At 64.4% G+C, this 16,439-nt stretch carries 11 protein-coding genes; 6 read left to right on the plus strand and 5 right to left on the minus strand.

Features of this window, described 5'->3' with window-relative positions:
• Positions 1–43 precede the first annotated feature (43 nt).
• From MESCI2_RS0120920 to amaB, 5 genes are all read left to right on the plus strand, one after another.
• Positions 44–928, plus strand: coding sequence for a transglutaminase family protein (locus MESCI2_RS0120920; protein ID WP_027038277.1), 885 nt, complete (start codon positions 44–46; stop codon positions 926–928).
• Positions 929–1,012: 84 nt separating this feature from the next.
• Positions 1,013–2,119 (plus strand): DNA topoisomerase IB, encoded by a 1,107-nt coding sequence (locus MESCI2_RS0120925; RefSeq protein WP_027038278.1) that lies wholly within the window; start codon positions 1,013–1,015, stop codon positions 2,117–2,119.
• 98 nt (positions 2,120–2,217) lie between these two features.
• Positions 2,218–2,592, plus strand: coding sequence for a YciI family protein (locus tag MESCI2_RS0120930; RefSeq protein ID WP_027038279.1), 375 nt, complete (start codon positions 2,218–2,220; stop codon positions 2,590–2,592).
• Positions 2,589–3,863: an RNA polymerase sigma factor gene (locus MESCI2_RS0120935; RefSeq protein ID WP_027038280.1), complete on the plus strand. Its 1,275-nt coding sequence runs from the start codon at positions 2,589–2,591 to the stop codon at positions 3,861–3,863. Before MESCI2_RS0120930 ends, MESCI2_RS0120935 begins: the two co-directional genes overlap by 4 nt.
• A 184-nt stretch (positions 3,864–4,047) precedes the next feature.
• Entirely contained in the window at positions 4,048–5,562 is a 1,515-nt protein-coding gene (amaB, locus tag MESCI2_RS0120940; protein WP_027038281.1) for an L-piperidine-6-carboxylate dehydrogenase, read from the plus strand.
• Positions 5,563–5,606: 44 nt separating this feature from the next.
• On the opposite strand, the gene MESCI2_RS0120945 is transcribed toward amaB, so the two are convergent.
• Positions 5,607–6,473 carry a hypothetical protein gene (locus MESCI2_RS0120945; RefSeq protein ID WP_032901095.1) on the minus strand — a complete coding sequence of 289 codons (867 nt, stop codon included), beginning with the start codon at positions 6,471–6,473 and terminating at the stop codon, positions 5,607–5,609.
• Positions 6,474–6,628: 155 nt separating this feature from the next.
• Positions 6,629–7,492, minus strand: coding sequence for a hypothetical protein (locus tag MESCI2_RS0120950; protein WP_027038283.1), 864 nt, complete (start codon positions 7,490–7,492; stop codon positions 6,629–6,631).
• 371 nt (positions 7,493–7,863) lie between these two features.
• Here MESCI2_RS0120950 and MESCI2_RS0120955 point away from each other — a divergent pair, with 371 nt between their 5' ends.
• Positions 7,864–8,334, plus strand: a complete 471-nt coding sequence (locus MESCI2_RS0120955; protein ID WP_245270405.1) for a POTRA domain-containing protein — start codon at positions 7,864–7,866, stop codon at positions 8,332–8,334.
• Between the two features lie 230 nt (positions 8,335–8,564).
• On the opposite strand, the gene MESCI2_RS0120960 is transcribed toward MESCI2_RS0120955, so the two are convergent.
• Genes MESCI2_RS0120960 through MESCI2_RS0120970 form a run of 3 tightly spaced genes read right to left on the minus strand, consistent with a single transcriptional unit; the run spans position 8,565 to position 16,323 of the window.
• Positions 8,565–11,849: an efflux RND transporter permease subunit gene (locus MESCI2_RS0120960; RefSeq protein WP_027038285.1), complete on the minus strand. Its 3,285-nt coding sequence runs from the start codon at positions 11,847–11,849 to the stop codon at positions 8,565–8,567.
• Complete coding sequence (locus MESCI2_RS0120965; RefSeq protein WP_027038286.1) at positions 11,846–14,962, minus strand: MdtB/MuxB family multidrug efflux RND transporter permease subunit; 3,117 nt, start codon at positions 14,960–14,962, stop codon at positions 11,846–11,848. The genes MESCI2_RS0120960 and MESCI2_RS0120965 overlap by 4 nt, the downstream gene beginning before the upstream one ends.
• A complete protein-coding gene (locus MESCI2_RS0120970) occupies positions 14,959–16,323 on the minus strand; it encodes an efflux RND transporter periplasmic adaptor subunit (RefSeq protein ID WP_027038287.1) in 1,365 nt (454 codons plus the stop codon). The genes MESCI2_RS0120965 and MESCI2_RS0120970 overlap by 4 nt, the downstream gene beginning before the upstream one ends.
• Between the last annotated feature and the right edge of the window lie 116 nt (positions 16,324–16,439).

Here is a 16,439-nt window from a genome sequence, read left to right on the forward strand (position 1 = left end):
ACGGTTTGCGACAAGAACCTGCGCAAAGGCAGAAAAATAGAACATGCTCTACGATATCAGGCTTCATCTCCACTACGATTACGCTTCTGCTGCCGGCGGCGGTCGTCATCAGGTGCGCGTACTGCCGTCGACGATATCAGGCGTGCAGCGCGTCATCGCCGCATCACTGTCCTTTGCGCCGGCGCCCAACGAGCGTTCCGACTTTTCCGATTTCTTCGGCAACAACGTCACCTCGATCGCCTTTCGCGACGCGCATGACGCGCTCGATATCAGGATGAGCGCCCGCGTGTCGGTGTCTCGGCCCGAGCCCGGACTCGACGTGTCGCCCGATATCGCCCGGCTCAGGCAGGAGCTCGCCGCGGTGCGGTCTCTGGCACCTGATGCACCGCACCATTTCCTGACGGCCAGCACTCATGCCGGCATCGACGATGCGATCACCGCTTACGTACGCAGCAGCATCGCCGGTTCCGCCGCCAGTACGGCCATGAACCTGTGCCATCGCATTCATCGTGATTTCACCTATGACGGTGAGGCGACGACGGTGCGGACCCGGGCCAGCGATGCCTTCAGGCTGAAGCGCGGTGTCTGCCAGGACTTTTCGCATATCATGATCGCCGGCCTGCGCGGGCTCGGCATTCCCGCTGGCTATGTCAGCGGCTTTCTGCGCACCATCCCGCCAAAGGGCAAGCCCCGGCTGGAAGGCGCCGATGCCATGCATGCCTGGGTCAAGGTCTGGTGCGGGCGCGACGCGGGCTGGCAGGAATTCGACCCGACCAACGGCATGCGGGCCAGCAACGACCATATCACCGTCGGCTACGGCCGCGACTATTCGGACGTGGCGCCGATCGTCGGCGTGCTCAAGACCACGGGGGGACAGGTCGGCGAGCAAGCTGTCGACGTCATTCCGGTTGTGCTCGAGAAAGCCTGAAAGCAGGCTCGGCACCGTTTTCGGACGGCGCGTGGAACCAGCGGTCGGCCAGTGGCTTATCTACGGAATTCGCGTGGAGCCGACATGTTGCAAAAATCCGGATTGTCGCCCAGCCGACCGGCTGGCGAGGACGCTGTATCGCCAGATGGTGCGCCCAAAAACGGGGCACAAAGCTCGGCCGACCATGCGTCGCTTAGCTATGTCAGCGATGCCGAGCCCGGTATCCGGCGGCTGAAGACGGGCAAGGGGTTTTCCTACAAGGGTCCGGACGGACGGACAGTTTCAGACGCCGCCAAAGCGCGCATCGAGGCGATCGTCATTCCGCCGGCCTGGACGGATGTGTGGATTTCGCCGGACGCGGACGGCCATATACAGGCAACCGGCAGGGACCAGCGCGGACGCAAGCAATATCGCTATCATCCGCAATGGGCCGAAGAGCGCGATGGTGCCAAATATTCGAGCCTTGTCGCTTTCGCCGAGAGCCTGCCGGACCTGCGGCACCGGATCGACGGCGATCTGCGCCGTCGTGGCCTGCCGTTCGAGCGTGTCGTCGCCGCGGTTGTCTGGCTGCTCGACAACACGATGATCCGCGTCGGCAATGCCGCCTACGCCCGGGATAACAAGAGTTTCGGGCTGACCACGTTGCGCGACCGGCATGTCGATATTGTCGGTTCAAGTCTGCGCTTTGCCTTCAAGGGCAAGTCGGGCAAGGAGTGGAAGCTGAAGCTGGCCGACCGCCGCATCGCCAGGATTGTGCGTGGCGCGCAGGACCTGCCGGGCCAGAAGCTGTTCCAGTATCTCGATGAGGACGGCAACAGGCGGCCGGTCCGCTCCGAGGACGTCAACCGCTATATCCGTGAGGCGGTCGGTGACGCCTTCAGTTCGAAGCATTTCCGCACCTGGGGCGGCACCATTCACGCCGCGTCGCTGTTTGCGCAAACAGAATTGCCGCAAAGCCAGGCGCAGCGAAACAGGGCGATGAACAGCGTCATCGACAAGGTTGCCGAGCGGCTGGGCAATACGCGTGCCGTCTGCCGCAAATGCTATATCCATCCGCGGGTCTTCGAAGCGTGGTCGCAGGGGCGGTTGCTGGATGAAATGGCGCAGGCCAACAAACGCAAGCGCGCGATTGCCGGTCTCGATGACGAGGAAGCTCTCGTGCTGCGATGGCTGAAGATACGCGAAAGCTGACCGGCGCGGCCGGCCGTGGCCAAATCTGGATTTTTTTATCGACGTCATGTCGGGATCGGTCTTACTGTTTCGTCCTTTGACAGAGAAAAGGACCAGCCATGCTCTACGCAATCCTCTGCTATGCCTCCGAAGATGTCGTCTGCTCCTGGAGCAAGGCACAAGACGACGAGGTCATGGCCAATCTCCTCGACGTTCAGGAGAAGTACGCCAAGGCTGGTCGGCTCGGCCCGGTGGCACGGCTTCTGCCGACGACCGCCGCGACGACCCTGAGAAAGGTCAAGGGCGAATCGGTCGTCATCGACGGGCCGTTCGCCGAGACCAAGGAACAGTTTCTCGGCTTCTACACGCTCGAATGCGCCGATCTCGACGAGGCGGTGGAGTTCGCCCGCGAGCTTTCCGAAGTCAATCCGAGCGGCGGCTCCTATGAGATTAGGCCGGTCTCGATCTTCAATCCCGCCAGGATTTCCGCATGACCGAAATGGCCTGGATCAGCTCCGCGATCAGCGCCGCCCGCCCGCAGGCGATGGGCGCGCTGCTGCGTTATTTCCGCGATCTCGATACGGCGGAGGAAGCTTTCCAGGACGCGTGCCTCAGGGCCATCAAGAACTGGCCGCAGAACGGGCCGCCGCGCGACCCGGCGGCCTGGCTGATCTTCGTCGGCCGCAACAGCGGCATCGATGCGGTGCGCAAGCGCGCCAAGCAGGCGCCGATGCCGGAGGAAAACCAGGTTTCCGATCTGGAGGACGCCGAGAGCGATATCGCCGAGCGGCTGGACGGGGCGCACTACCGCGACGACATATTGCGGCTGCTGTTCATCTGCTGCCATCCCGACCTGCCGGCAACGCAGCAGATCGCGGTGGCGCTGCGCATTGTCTCGGGTCTCACGGTCAAGCAGATCGCGCGCGCCTTCCTGGTTGGCGAAAGCGCCATGGAGCAGCGCATCACCCGCGCCAAGGCGCGCATTGCGGACGCCGGCGTGCCGTTCGAGACGCCGGGCGCGGTCGAGCGGTCGGAACGGCTCGCCGCCGTCGCCGCCATGGTCTACCTGGTCTTCAACGAGGGCTATTCGACCAACAGCGGCGAGGCGCCGGCCCGCGCGCCGCTGTGCGAGGAGGCGATCCGGCTGGCACGGCTGTTGCTGCGGCTGTTCCAGACCGAGCCGGAGATCATGGGGCTAACGGCGCTGCTGCTTCTGCAGCATGCGCGCGCACCGGCCCGTTTCGACGAAAGCGGCGAGATCGTGCTGCTCGAAGACCAGGATCGCAGCCTGTGGAGCCGCAAGATGATCGATGAGGGGCTGGCACTGGTCGACAAGGCGCTGCGCCATCGCAAGCCCGGCCCTTACCAGGTGCAAGCGGCGATTGCCGCGCTGCATGCGCGGGCCGAAAAGGCCGAGGATACCGACTGGAACGAGATCGACCTGCTCTACCGCTTGCTGGAGCAAATGCAGCCGTCGCCGGTGGTCACGCTCAACCGGGCCGTCGCGGTGTCGAAGGTGCGTGGACCGGCAGAGGCGCTGGCCATGATCGAGCCGCTGGAAGAACGGCTTTCGGGCTATTTCCATTTTTTCGGCCTCAAGGGCGGCCTCTTGATGCAGCTCGACCGGGGCGACGAGGCGCGTGTCGCCTTCGACCGCGCCATCGCGCTTGCCAACACGGCAGCGGAAGCCGCTCATATCCGCATGCATATCGACCGGCTGATGAAGGACGGTGCTGTGCGCAGCCCGGCACAGAAGGCCCGCTGAGCCTCATTTGTCCGTCTGGCTCAATCGTGTCGTCCCGCCTTGGACCATGCCGGGGTGGCGATTTTTCCCTGAAACGAGTAATGCCACGCCATGACCGTGCCTGAAGTGCCTATTGGCACGCGGGCGACATGGCGCAAGGCTCGACCCGGTGCCATATGAGCGACGGAATCTGAAAGGGACAAGAATGACGATAGGCAAGGAAACGACCGAACTGCTGGCGAAACTGGGTGTGGCCAAGGAGGCGCTCGTCGGCGGCGACCTGATCGTGCGCAGCCCGGTGACGGGCGAGCAGATCGCGGCGCTGAAGACGATCTCGCCGGCTGACGCGGCCAAGGTGATCGATGCCGCGCACAAGGCCTTCCAGGCCTGGCGCATGGTGCCGGGCCCGCGGCGTGGCGAACTGGTGCGGCTGCTCGGCGAGGAACTGCGCGCGCACAAGGCCGAGCTTGGCCGGCTGGTCTCGATCGAGGTCGGCAAGATCCCGTCCGAGGGGCTCGGCGAAGTGCAGGAGATGATCGACATCTGCGATTTCGCCGTAGGCCTCTCCCGGCAATTGTACGGCCTGACCATCGCCACCGAACGCCCGGGCCATCGGATGATGGAAACCTGGCATCCGCTCGGCGTCGTCGGCGTCATTTCCGCCTTCAATTTCCCGGTCGCGGTGTGGTCGTGGAATGCCGCCTTGGCGCTGGTCTGCGGCGACGCGGTGGTGTGGAAGCCGTCGGAAAAGACGCCGCTGACCGCACTTGCCTGCGAGGCCATCTTCAAGCGTGCGGTCAAGCGCTTCGGCGCTGACGCTCCCGATGGCCTGGCGCCGGTGCTGATCGGCGACCGCGCAGTCGGCGAGATCCTGGTCGATCACCCCAAAGTGCCGCTGGTTTCGGCGACCGGCTCGACCCGCATGGGCCGCGACGTCGGCCCGCGGCTGGCCAAGCGTTTTGCGCGCGCTGTGCTGGAGCTCGGCGGCAACAATGCCGGCATCGTCTGCCCGACCGCCGATCTCGACATGGCGCTGCGCGCGATTGCCTTTGGAGCGATGGGCACGGCCGGCCAGCGCTGCACGACGCTGCGGCGCCTGTTCGTGCATGACAGCGTCTACGACGCCTTGGTTCCGCGCCTCAAGAAGGCCTACGAGAGTGTGTCTGTGGGCAATCCGCTGGAGACCTCCTCGCTGGTCGGGCCACTGATCGACAAGGCGGCCTTCGACGCCATGCAAAAGGCGCTGAAGGAAGCCGCCGCCCATGGCGGCAAGGTGACCGGCGGCACGCGGGTCGAGAACGGCCATCCGGATGCATACTACGTGCACCCGGCGCTGGTCGAAATGCCAAGCCAGGTTTCCCCGGTGACGGAAGAGACCTTCGCACCGATCCTCTATGTGATGAAATATTCGGATTTCGACGCCGTGCTCGACGAGCACAATGCCGTGGGGGCGGGCCTGTCGTCGTCCATCTTCACCCGGGACCTGCAGGAATCCGAGCGTTTCCTGGGGGTCGACGGATCGGATTGCGGCATTGCCAATGTCAACATCGGAACCTCGGGCGCCGAGATCGGCGGTGCCTTTGGCGGCGAAAAGGAAACCGGCGGCGGCCGCGAGAGCGGCTCCGACGCATGGAAGGCCTATATGCGGCGCGCCACCAACACGGTGAACTATTCCAAGGCGCTGCCGCTCGCCCAGGGCGTGTCGTTCGACATCGACTGAAGGGCTCGCTAGCTTGGGCATCCCCGCAGGGGGATGCCCACCGGTCAGCTGCCTGCCGGGGAGTCAAAGGCCTTGACGAACGCTGCATCGATGATAGCCAGCTTGACGGCCTGGGCGGTCATGTACTCCCGGTAGAAATCACCCGACACCCACATCACCGAATTGCCGCGCTGGCCAAGCCAGCCAACGCTGCCGAGGTCTTCGGCATCCCGCAGTTTGCGTGCCAGGTGGGTTCGCGACAGCTTGAGCCATTTGGCGAAATCGCCGATCGAGACGACGCCGGTCGGTATTTCAGCCAGGCCGGCATGGTCGGGATCGACGCCCGATATCAGCCAGTCCATGACGACGCCGCCATTGTCGAGCCAGGTGAACAGCGAAAAGGTCTGCTTGGGCTCGCGCACGGGGCTGGAGGAGATCAGGCCGTCGGCCACCAGCGGTTGCACCCTGGCGAGCGCGTCGGGCCGTTCCAGGAACGTCGCCAGGCGGTTCGTGCCGTCGAGGCTGTCCAGCGTGTGCAGGTGCGCCATCATCCAGCCGGCAACCGTATCCAGCGTGTTCACCGTTGGCTGAATGGGGCGGATGCGGCCGTCCTGTGTTGCCGGCAGATACTCGATGAAATCGTAGTGCAGCATTTCCTTAACGAAGGCGTCGGCGGTGTTGCGGCTGGCGACGGAATTCTGGCGGATCACGTCGATGAAACGCGCCGCCGTCAGTTGCTTGCGGTAGTCATCGGGCTCCCGCCTGAAATGCAGGGCAAGGCCGATATGCGCCATCAGCCAGCGCTGCTGGGTGGCGAACACCGAAGCAAGCCGAGGGTTCATCCCATAAGCCTGGATCAGCGCCTGCGCCTGGGCGCGGACACAGCGATGCAATGCCGGGTGACCGGCGATATGGTCAATGGTCTGCGTCATTCCCCCCATGCTCCGATCCAGCCTTACGGCCGCGAAGACGCAGATCACATTTTCAGTCTTCACGGCCCATGTCCAGACGCGCCCGGCGTATAACAGCTTATGTTCGCCAGTAGACCATGTTCGCGGCCTGGGCAGATATCGATCGCGCCGATCCTTCAGCGGTCTTCAGGGGATGGAAAACAGGCGTCGAAGGCCGCATCGACAATGGCCAGTTTGGCGGCCTGGACGGTCATGTACTCCTGGTAGAAGGTGTTCGATACCCACATCACCGAATGGCCGCGCTGGCCGAGCCAGCCGATGCTGCCGAGATTCTCGGCAGCGCGCAGCTTGCGGGCAAGGTGGGTCCGCGACAGCTTGAGCCACTTGGCGAAATCTCCGATCGAAACCACGCTGGTCGGAATCCGGTCCAGGCCGGCATGATCGGGGTCGATGCCCGACATCAGCCAATCCATGACAATGCCGCCATTGTTGAGCCAGATGAACAGGGAAAAGGTCTGGTTGGGCTCGCGCACCGGCTTGGAGGCAAGCAGGCCGTCCGCCACCAGAGGCTGCAGCCCGGCAACCATGTCGGGCCGCTCCAGGAACCTGACCAGCCGGTTGCCACCGTCGAGATGATCCAGCGTCTGCAGATGGGCAAGGACCCAGCCGGTGAAAGTCTGCACGGTTGCCGCCGTTGGCTGCAAGGGGTGCGTGCGCCCGTCGCCACCCGAAACATACTCGGCGACATGATAATGCAGCATCTCCTTGATGAAAGCGTCCGCCGTGTTGCGGCTGGCCACCGCGTGCTGGTGTACGAACTCGATGAAACGCGATACCGTCAGCTCCTTGCGGCGGTCGTGCGGATCGCGCCTGAAATGCATGGCAAGGCCGACATGCCCCATCAGCCAACGCTGCTGCGTGGCGAAAATGGAAGCCAGTCGCGGGCTCGTTTCATAGATGTTGATCAGCGCCAACGACTGTGCCTGAACACAGCGATGCAGGGCCGGATGGCCGGCAATGTCTTCCAGATTCAGCGCCATCCTCCTCATGTTTCGAGTTAACTCCAACAGCGGAGTCGCGTCCACATTTTCCAGCCTTCGATAGCTGTGTCCAGAGGCACCAAATGCGAAGAGCAAGCCCAACCCGAACATGGCGCCGGCCACGACCGTTTCATGGTAGGGTCCGCTAACCGGTTGCTATGGCTTGGAAAACCCCTCCCAATAATAGTCAGCCGGACGGCCGCCCGTTGAATTGACGTTCACCTGAGCGCGGCATAGTTTCCGCGAAATCCGAGCGGCGGGGGCACGCCTTCCCGGAAGTGAGTTCGAAAGCAGAAGCCAATTAACGAGCGATGAAATCTCGCGCGGTGGCGAAGCTTTGCCGAGTTCTACCTCGAAGGACGAGTGATTGAGTGAAGTATACAAGCAAGATCGCGGTTGGCAGGGATAACGACTGTCGCCCAGTTTTCGGTGGGCTGGCAGTCCGTGAGGGATGGTTGATCCTGTTTGCCGTCTCGGCGTGCCTGTGGCTTCAAGCCGGCGCGTTTGCGCAGACAGCCAGCCAGATTACGCCGCCCAGCTTTCGGCCGCCGCCGGCGGCCAACACGGCAGGCGTTTCCATTCCCGAAGGTGGGGGCCTCGAGGCGCCGGCGGGTGCCGAGAAGCTCAAGGTCAAGCTGACGGATGTCAGCGTCGAAGGCGGCTTGCCCGACATGGCTGACGCAACACGCAAGATCGTTGCCGGCCTTGCGCACCGCACGGTGACGGCGGCGGAAATCTTTGCCGCGGCGCGAAAACTCGAAACCGAATATGGACGGGCCGGCTATGCGCTGGTGCGGGTGGTGCTGCCGGCGCAGAAGCTAAACGACGTGCGATTGCTATGATCCTTGGTGTGAAACTGCGCATGGTCGCGCCTCCCTTCAACGGGAAAAGCGGTATGGATATCGCTTTCCGAACACGGGCCGTCCGCTCCGTCGCGTCGCGATGATCCTGTCATCTCCGGCGGTTCGTGGCCCGCACCATCCATATAGGGGTGTTCCAATCCGTTAGACGGCAAGGAACGGAAAGTTGACAGATTGTGATCGCACAAAGAGCCGGCATGCCATGGCCGGCCTCATTCTCCCGGCTGAATACCAGGCTGCCAGGGACGCTGCGCCCGGGACCGCAGCTTTTGGCACCAGCGGCCGAAGCGGTCGACATAGATGTAGATCACCGGTGTCGTGTACAGGGTCAGGATCTGGCTGAGGATCAACCCGCCGACGATGGCGATGCCGAGCGGCTGGCGCAGCTCGCTGCCTTCACCGAGGCCGATGGCGAGCGGCACGGCGCCGAACAGCGCCGCCATGGTCGTCATCATGATCGGGCGAAAGCGCAGCAGGCAGGCCTGGCGGATCGCATCATGCGCCGATTTGTTCTCGGTGCGCTCCGCGGCCAGCGCGAAGTCGATCATCATGATCGCGTTCTTCTTGACGATGCCGATCAGGAGGATGATGCCGATCAACGCCATGATCGAGAACTCGATGTCGAACAGCGTCAGCGCCAGCAATGCGCCTACGCCGGCCGAGGGCAAGGTGGAGAGGATGGTCAGCGGGTGGACATAGCTCTCGTAGAGGATGCCGAGCACGACATAGACGGCGATCAGCGCGGCAAGGATCAGCAGCGGCTGGTCGGAAAGCGAATCCTGGAACACGCGGGCCGTGCCCTGGAAACCGCCATGGATGGTGGCGGGCATGCCGATGCGATCCGTCGCCGCGTTGATCGCGGCCACGCCGTCGCTGAGTGCCACGCCAGGCGCCAGGTTGAACGACAGCGTGGTGGCGACGAACAGACCCTGGTGGTTGACCGAAAGCGGCGTGCTGCCGGGGCCATAGCGGGCCAGTGACGACAACGGCACCATCGTCTCGGTGCCGGTGCTGACGGCCGATCCGGTCGAGGCGGCGGTCTTGCCGGTGCTGGTGATCGAATTGGTCGCCTGGTTGCGCGCGGCATCGGTCGCGGCGGGCGTGGCGCTACTCGACTGTCCCGGCGTGACGAACGTGCCGGCGACAGCGTTGCTGGCCTGCGAACCATGCACCGAGCCGCCCGAGGTGCTGACATAGACCTGTTTCAGCGCTTCAGGGTTCTGCCAGTACTGCGGCGCCACCTCCATGATGACGTGGTACTGGTTGCGCTGGACATAGATGGTGGAAACCTGGCGCTGGCCGAAGGCGTCATAGAGCGTGTTGTCGATCTGGCCGACGGTGATGCCGAGCCGCGTCGCTGTATCGCGGTCGATGACGATGTCCGCCTCCAGGCCCTTGTTTTGCTGGTCGCTGTTGACATCGGTGAGCTTCGGCTCCGTCTGCAGCGCCGCCGCCAGTTTGGGAGCCCACTGCGCGAGTTCGTCGAAACTGTCGCCCTGCAATGTGTACTGATACTGGGCGTTCGACTGACGCCCGCCGACGCGGATGTCCTGTACCGCCTGCAGGAAGAGGGTGGCGCCCGGCACCACCGCGAGTTCACGCCGCAGCCGGGCGATCACCTGGTCGGCGGAGACCTTGCGCTCGGCCAGCGGCTTCAGCGACACGAACATCGAGCCCGAGTTGGTCTGGCCGCCGCCGGTGAAGCCGACCGCCGCGTCCACGGCCGGGTCCTTGCTGACGATGCCGGCGAATTGGCTGAGCTTCTGCGACATCGACTGGAAGGAGGTCGCCTGGTCGGCCTGGATCGAGCCGGTCAGCCGCCCGGTGTCCTGCTGCGGGAAGAACCCCTTGGGGATGGTGACGTAGAGATATCCGTTGAGGCAGAGCGTCGCGGCGAGCACTGCCATGACCAGCAGCGGGTTATCCAGCGCCCAGGACAGCGACCGGCGGTAGCCTGCCAGCATGGCGTCGAAGACGCGCTCGCTGAAGCGGTAGAGGCGGCCGTGCATGCGTTCCCCTTCGGGGCGCAGCAGGATCGAGCACATCATCGGCGTGGTGGTCAGCGAAATGGCGAGCGAGACCAGGATCGCGGCCGACAGCGTGATGGCGAATTCGCGAAACAGGCGGCCGATAATGCCGCCCATCAGCAGGATGGGGATGAACACGGCGATCAGCGAGAGGCTCATCGACAGCACCGTGAAGCCGACTTCCTGCGCTCCCTTGATCGCCGCCTCGATGCGGCCCATGCCGGCCGAGATGTGGCGGGAGATGTTTTCGAGCACGACGATGGCGTCGTCGACGACAAAGCCCGTGGCCACCGTCAGCGCCATCAGCGACAGATTGTCGATGCTGAAGCCGAGCAGGTACATCGCACCCAGCGTGCCGACCAGCGAAACCGGCACCGCCACAACAGGTACCAGTGCGGAGCGCACGTCGCGCAGGAAGGCGAAGACGACCAGTATCACCAGGCCTATGGCGATCATCAGCGTCTGCGCGACTTCCCATAGCGAGGCGCGAATGGTGGTCGAGCGGTCGACCGCCAGCGACAGATCGATGGCCGGTGAGATCGAAGCGCGCAGCGAGGGCATCAGCGCCTTCACCCGGTCCACCGTGGCGATGATGTTGGCGTTGGGTGAGCGGTTGAGGATGATCAGCACGCCCGGCTTGCCGTTGACCAGGCCGGCATTGCGGATGTTCTCGACGGAATCGTTGACCTGGCCGATGTCGGAAAGCCGCACCGGTGCGCCGTTGCGATAGGCCACCACCAGCGAGCGATACGCGTCTGCCTTGTTCGCCTGGTCATTGGCGTAAATCTGATAACGTTGCGGGCCGGCATCGATGGCGCCCTTGGGACTGTGGGCGTTGGCCGAGGCGAGGGCTGCCCGCACATCTTCCAGCCCGATGCCGTAGTCGTAGAGCGCCTGCGGATTGAGCTCGACACGCACCGCCGGCAGCGAGCTGCCGCCGACCGACACTTCGCCGATGCCGTCGACCTGCGAAAGCTTTTGCGCCAGCACGGTGCTGGCGGCATCGTAGAGCTGGCCCTTGGACAGCGTGTCCGAGGTCAGCGTGAGGATGAGGATCGGGGCGTCGGCCGGATTGACTTTGCGATAGGTCGGGTTGGAATGCAGGCTGGACGGCAGGTCGGCGCGCGCCGCGTTGATCGCGGCCTGGACATCGCGCGCCGCACCGTCGATGTCGCGGTCGAGGCCGAACTGCAGCGTTATGCGTGCGCTGCCGACGCTGGCCGACGACGTCATCTCGTTGACGTCGGCAATCTCGCCGAGATGCCGTTCGAGCGGGCTGGCAACGGTGTTTGCCACCACCTGCGGGCTGGCGCCCGGCAGCGATGCCCGTACCGAGATCACGGGGTAGTCGACCTCGGGTAGCGGCGCCACCGGCAATTGCGGAAACGCCACCAGTCCGGCCGCCAGCAGGCCGAAGGTCAGCAGCGTTGTCGCCACCGGCCGCCGGATGAAGGGGACCGACAGGTTCATGGCGCGGCGTCCGCACCATAGGCACGGGGAAGGCTGGGCTCGATGCCTTGCAGGCGCGCGGCAAGGCGATCGAACCAGAGATAGATGACCGGCGTTGTGAACAGTGTCAGCAACTGGCTGACGAGCAGGCCGCCGACGATGGTGACGCCCAAGGGATGGCGCAGTTCAGAGCCTACGCCGGTGCCGAGCATCAGCGGCAGTGCGCCCAGCATCGCCGCCAGCGTCGTCATCAGGATCGGGCGGAAGCGCAGCAGGCAGGCCTGGTAGATGGCCTCGCGCGGCGCCATGCCTTCATTGCGCTGCGCGTCGAGCGCGAAGTCGATCATCATGATGGCGTTCTTCTTGACCACGCCGATCAGCAGGATGATGCCGATGATCGAGATGATGGTCAGGTCCTCGCCGGCGATCATCAGCGCCAGCAGCGCGCCGATGCCGGCCGAAGGCAGCGTCGACAGGATGGTGATCGGGTGGATGAAGCTCTCATAGAGCACGCCGAGCACGATGTAGACGGTGATCACCGCGGCCAGGATCAGGAACAGCGTGTTGTCGAGCGAAGCCTGGAAGGCGCGCGCCGCTCCTTGAAAACTGGTGATGACGCTGAGCGGCATGCCGATCTCGCTCTGCGCCTGCTGGATCGCGGTGACCGCTTTGCCGAGCGACACGCCAGGCGCGAGGTTGAACGAGACAGTGGTTGCAGGGAACTGCCCCATATGGGTGATCTGGAGAGGGGCGGTGGCGACATGGGTGCTGGCGACCACCGAGAGCGGCACCGGGCTGCCGCCGCTCGATGACGGCAGGTAGACGGAGGACAGCGCCTTCAGCGAATCCTGCAATGATGGATCTGCCTCGAGAATGACCCGGTACTGGCTGGATGTGGTGAAGATGGTCGAGACGATGCGCTGGCCGAAGGCGTCGTAGAGTGCGTTGTCGATCGTCGCCGGCGTGATGCCGAAGCGCGCGGCCTGGTCGCGATCGATGTCGACGAAGACGGCGAGGCCGGCATCCGACAGGTCGCTGGCGACGTCGGCGACCTCAGGCAACGTGTTGAGCTTAGCCAGCAGCTTCGGCGTCCATAGCGTCAACTCGTCCGGATTGGCGTCCTGCAGCACGAATTGATACTGCGTGCGGCTGACTGTGCCGTCGATGGTCAAGTCCTGCACAGGCTGCATGTAGAGGGTGACATCAGCCGTCGCGGCGGTGGCCTGCTTCAGGCGGGCGATAACCTGCGTGATATCGGCGGTGCGTTCTTCATGCGGCTTGAGGTTGATCAGGATGCGGCCGACGTTGGGCGTGGTGTTGGTGCCGTCGACACCGATGAAGGAGGACAGGCTGTCGACATCGGGATCCCTGAGGATGACGGCGGCAAGCTGCTGCTGACGCTCGGCCATCGCGGCATAGGATATGGACTGCGGCGCCTCGGTGATCGCCTGGATGACGCCGGTGTCCTGCACCGGGAAAAACCCCTTGGGGATGACCACGTAGAGCGCCACCGTCAGCACCAGCGTGGCAGCCGCCACCAGCAGCATCAGCGTCTGCCGGTCGAGCACCCAGGTCAGCGCGTGGCCGTAGCCCCGGATCACCCAGTCGAAGAAGTCGCGGCTGGCGCGCTGCAGGGCGTTCTCGCGCACCGCCGCCAACGGCTTGAGCAACCTGGCACAGGCCATCGGCACCAGCGTCAGCGACACTATCGCCGAGATCAGGATGGTGGTGGCCAGCGTGATGGAGAATTCGCGGAACAGCCTGCCGACGACATCGCCCATGAACAGCAGCGGGATCAGCACCGCGATCAGCGAGACGGTCAGCGAGATGATGGTGAAGCCGATCTGCTGCGAGCCCTTCAGCGCCGCCTGCAGCGGCGTATCCCCTTCCTCGACATAGCGCGCGATGTTCTCGATGACGACGATAGCGTCGTCGACGACGAAGCCGGTGGCGATGGTCAGCGCCATCAGCGAGAGGTTGTCGAGGCTGAAACCGAACAGGTACATGATACCAAGCGTGCCGACCAGCGACAGGGGTACCGAGAGGCTCGGGATCAGCGTGGCGCGCGCGCTGCGCAGGAAGACGAAGATGACCAGCACGACCAGCAGGATCGAAAGCGTCAGTTCGTACTCGACGTCGCGGACCGAGGCGCGAATGGTGGTGGTGCGGTCGGTCAGCACCTTCACATCGACGGCGCTGGGCAGCGAGGCCTGCAATTGCGGCAGCAGCGCCTTGATGCGGTCGACCACGTCGATGACGTTGGCGCCGGGCTGGCGCTGGATGTTGACGATGATCGCCGGCGTGCTGTTCATCCAGGCCGCCAGCCTGTTGTTTTCGGTGGCGTCGACCACATCCGCGACATCGCTCAACCGCACCGGCGCGCCATCCTTGTAGGCAACGATCAGCGAACGGTATTCGTCGGCGCTCTTCAGCTGGTCATTGGCGTTGATGGTGTAGGCCCGCGACGGCCCGTCGAAATTGCCCTTCGGCGTGTTGACATTGGCGCTGCCCAGCGTGGTGCGCAGATCGTCGAGATTGAGACCATAGGCTGCGAGCTTGCGCGGATCGGCCTGGACGCGCACGGCCGGGCGCTGGCCGCCGCTGAGGCTGACGAGGCCGACGCCCGGCAGCTGCGAAATCCTTTGCGCCAGCCGGGTGTCGGCAAGCTGCTGCACATCGCGCAGTTGCATCGTCTTGGAGGTGAGGCCCAGCGTCAGCACCGGCGCGTCGGCGGGATTGACCTTGGCATAGATCGGCGGCGCCGGCAGATCGGCCGGCAGCAGATTGCCGGCGGCATTGATGGCGGCCTGCACCTCCTGTTCGGCGACATCGAGCGAGATCGCCAGGCTGAACTGCAGCGTGATGACGGAGGAGCCGGCCGAACTGACCGAGTTCATCTGATTGAGGTTGGCTATCTGGCCTAGCTGGACCTCCAGCGGCGCCGTGACCGAGGACGTCATCACGTCGGGGCTCGCGCCGGGATAGAAGGTATGCACCTGGATGGTCGGATAATCGACCTCGGGCAGCGCCGACACCGGCAGATAATTGTAAGCCAGCAGGCCGGACAGCATGATGGCGACCATGAACAGCGACGTCGCCACCGGCCGCAGGATGAAGACTCGCGACGGGCTCATTGCTGTTGCCCGGACTCCGCCTGCCTCGACTCCGCGTGACGATGCTTGCGGCCCTGGCCCTTGTGCCTGCCCGTGTCGTCCGGCTTCGGCGCACCAGGGGCGGCCTGCTCCGGTGCCTGCGCTTGCGGCTGTGGCGCTGACCCTGCTGGCGCAGGCGTTGAGGGCTGCGAGGGTGTCCGTGCTTGCCCGTCCTGCCGCAAATTGATGCTGGCGCCGTCGCGCAGCTTGTCGGCACCATCGACGACGACGCGGTCGCCGGGGTTCAGGCCCGAGAGGATCTCGACGCGTTCGCCATTGGTGACGCCAAGGGTCACCTTGCGCACGGAGACGGTGCTGTCGGGGTTGACCAGATAGACAAAGGTGCCGGGCACGCCGCGCTGTATCGCGGCGATCGGAGCGATCGCCACGTCCTTGTGCTCGTCGACCAGCAACTCGACGTTGACGAACTGGTTCGGATAAAGCACGCGCGTTTCGTTGGCGAAGCCGGCTCGCAGCTTGATGGTGCCGGTGCTCTGGTCGATCTGGCTGTCGAAGGTTTCAAGCTGGCCGTCGGCGAGCTTGTTGTTGCCGCCGCGGTCGAACGCGGAGGTGGGCAGCGTGGCGCCCTGCCGCATGCGTTGCGCGATCGCGGGCAATTCATCCTCGGGCACGGTGAACAGCACGCTAATCGGCTGGACTTGAGTGATGATGACGATGCCGTTGGTATCGGCAGGGGTCACGTAGTTGCCCTGATCCACCTGGCGCAGGCCGGCGCGACCGTCGACCGGAGCCAGGATGCGGCAATTGTCGAGATTGAGGGTCACGGTCTGGACCATGGCCTGATCGACCTGGATGGAGCCGGCATCCTGCGCCACCAGGGCGACCTGCGCGTCGAGCGTCTGGTGCGTTGCCGCGCCCTGCGCCACCAGCGTCTGGTCGCGTGCGAGATCGAGCTGGGCATCCCTCAGCATGGCCTGGTCGCGCGCCAGCTGGCCCTGCGCCTGGTCGAGCGCCGCCTGATAGGGGCGGGGGTCGATTTCGGCCAGCAAATCGCCCTTGCTGACGTCCTGACCCTCCTTGAAGTTCACCTGGACGAGCGGACCGGTGACCTGCGGCTTGACAGTGACGGTGGAGAGCGAGGTCACCGTGCCAAGCGCATAGATGGTGACGTCCATCGTGCCTTTTTCGATCACGGCGGCGCCGATTGTCGTCGGCTGCGCGTTTCTTCTGCCGCCGGGCTGCTTGGCCTCGACATGCGGTCGCTGGTAGAGATAGGCGCCGGTGGCAGCGAAAATGGCGGCAAAGATCAGCCAGGGAATCCAGCCGCGCGAACGTCGTGGCACGACAGTCGTCTGCAGGGGCATTTCCAACGGCTGGTCCATGGCGGCATCTCTCACCCCCATCAACCATTATGGCCGAAACCGACCCAAGTCGAATTAACACTTGGACAGGTTTGAGCAGTGCCGGCCGGCCGATCCTTGCAGTTTTTGCTGGGCAC

The sequence above is a fragment of the Mesorhizobium ciceri WSM4083 genome, from assembly GCF_000519305.1.
GTDB lineage: Bacteria > Pseudomonadota > Alphaproteobacteria > Rhizobiales > Rhizobiaceae > Mesorhizobium > Mesorhizobium ciceri_B.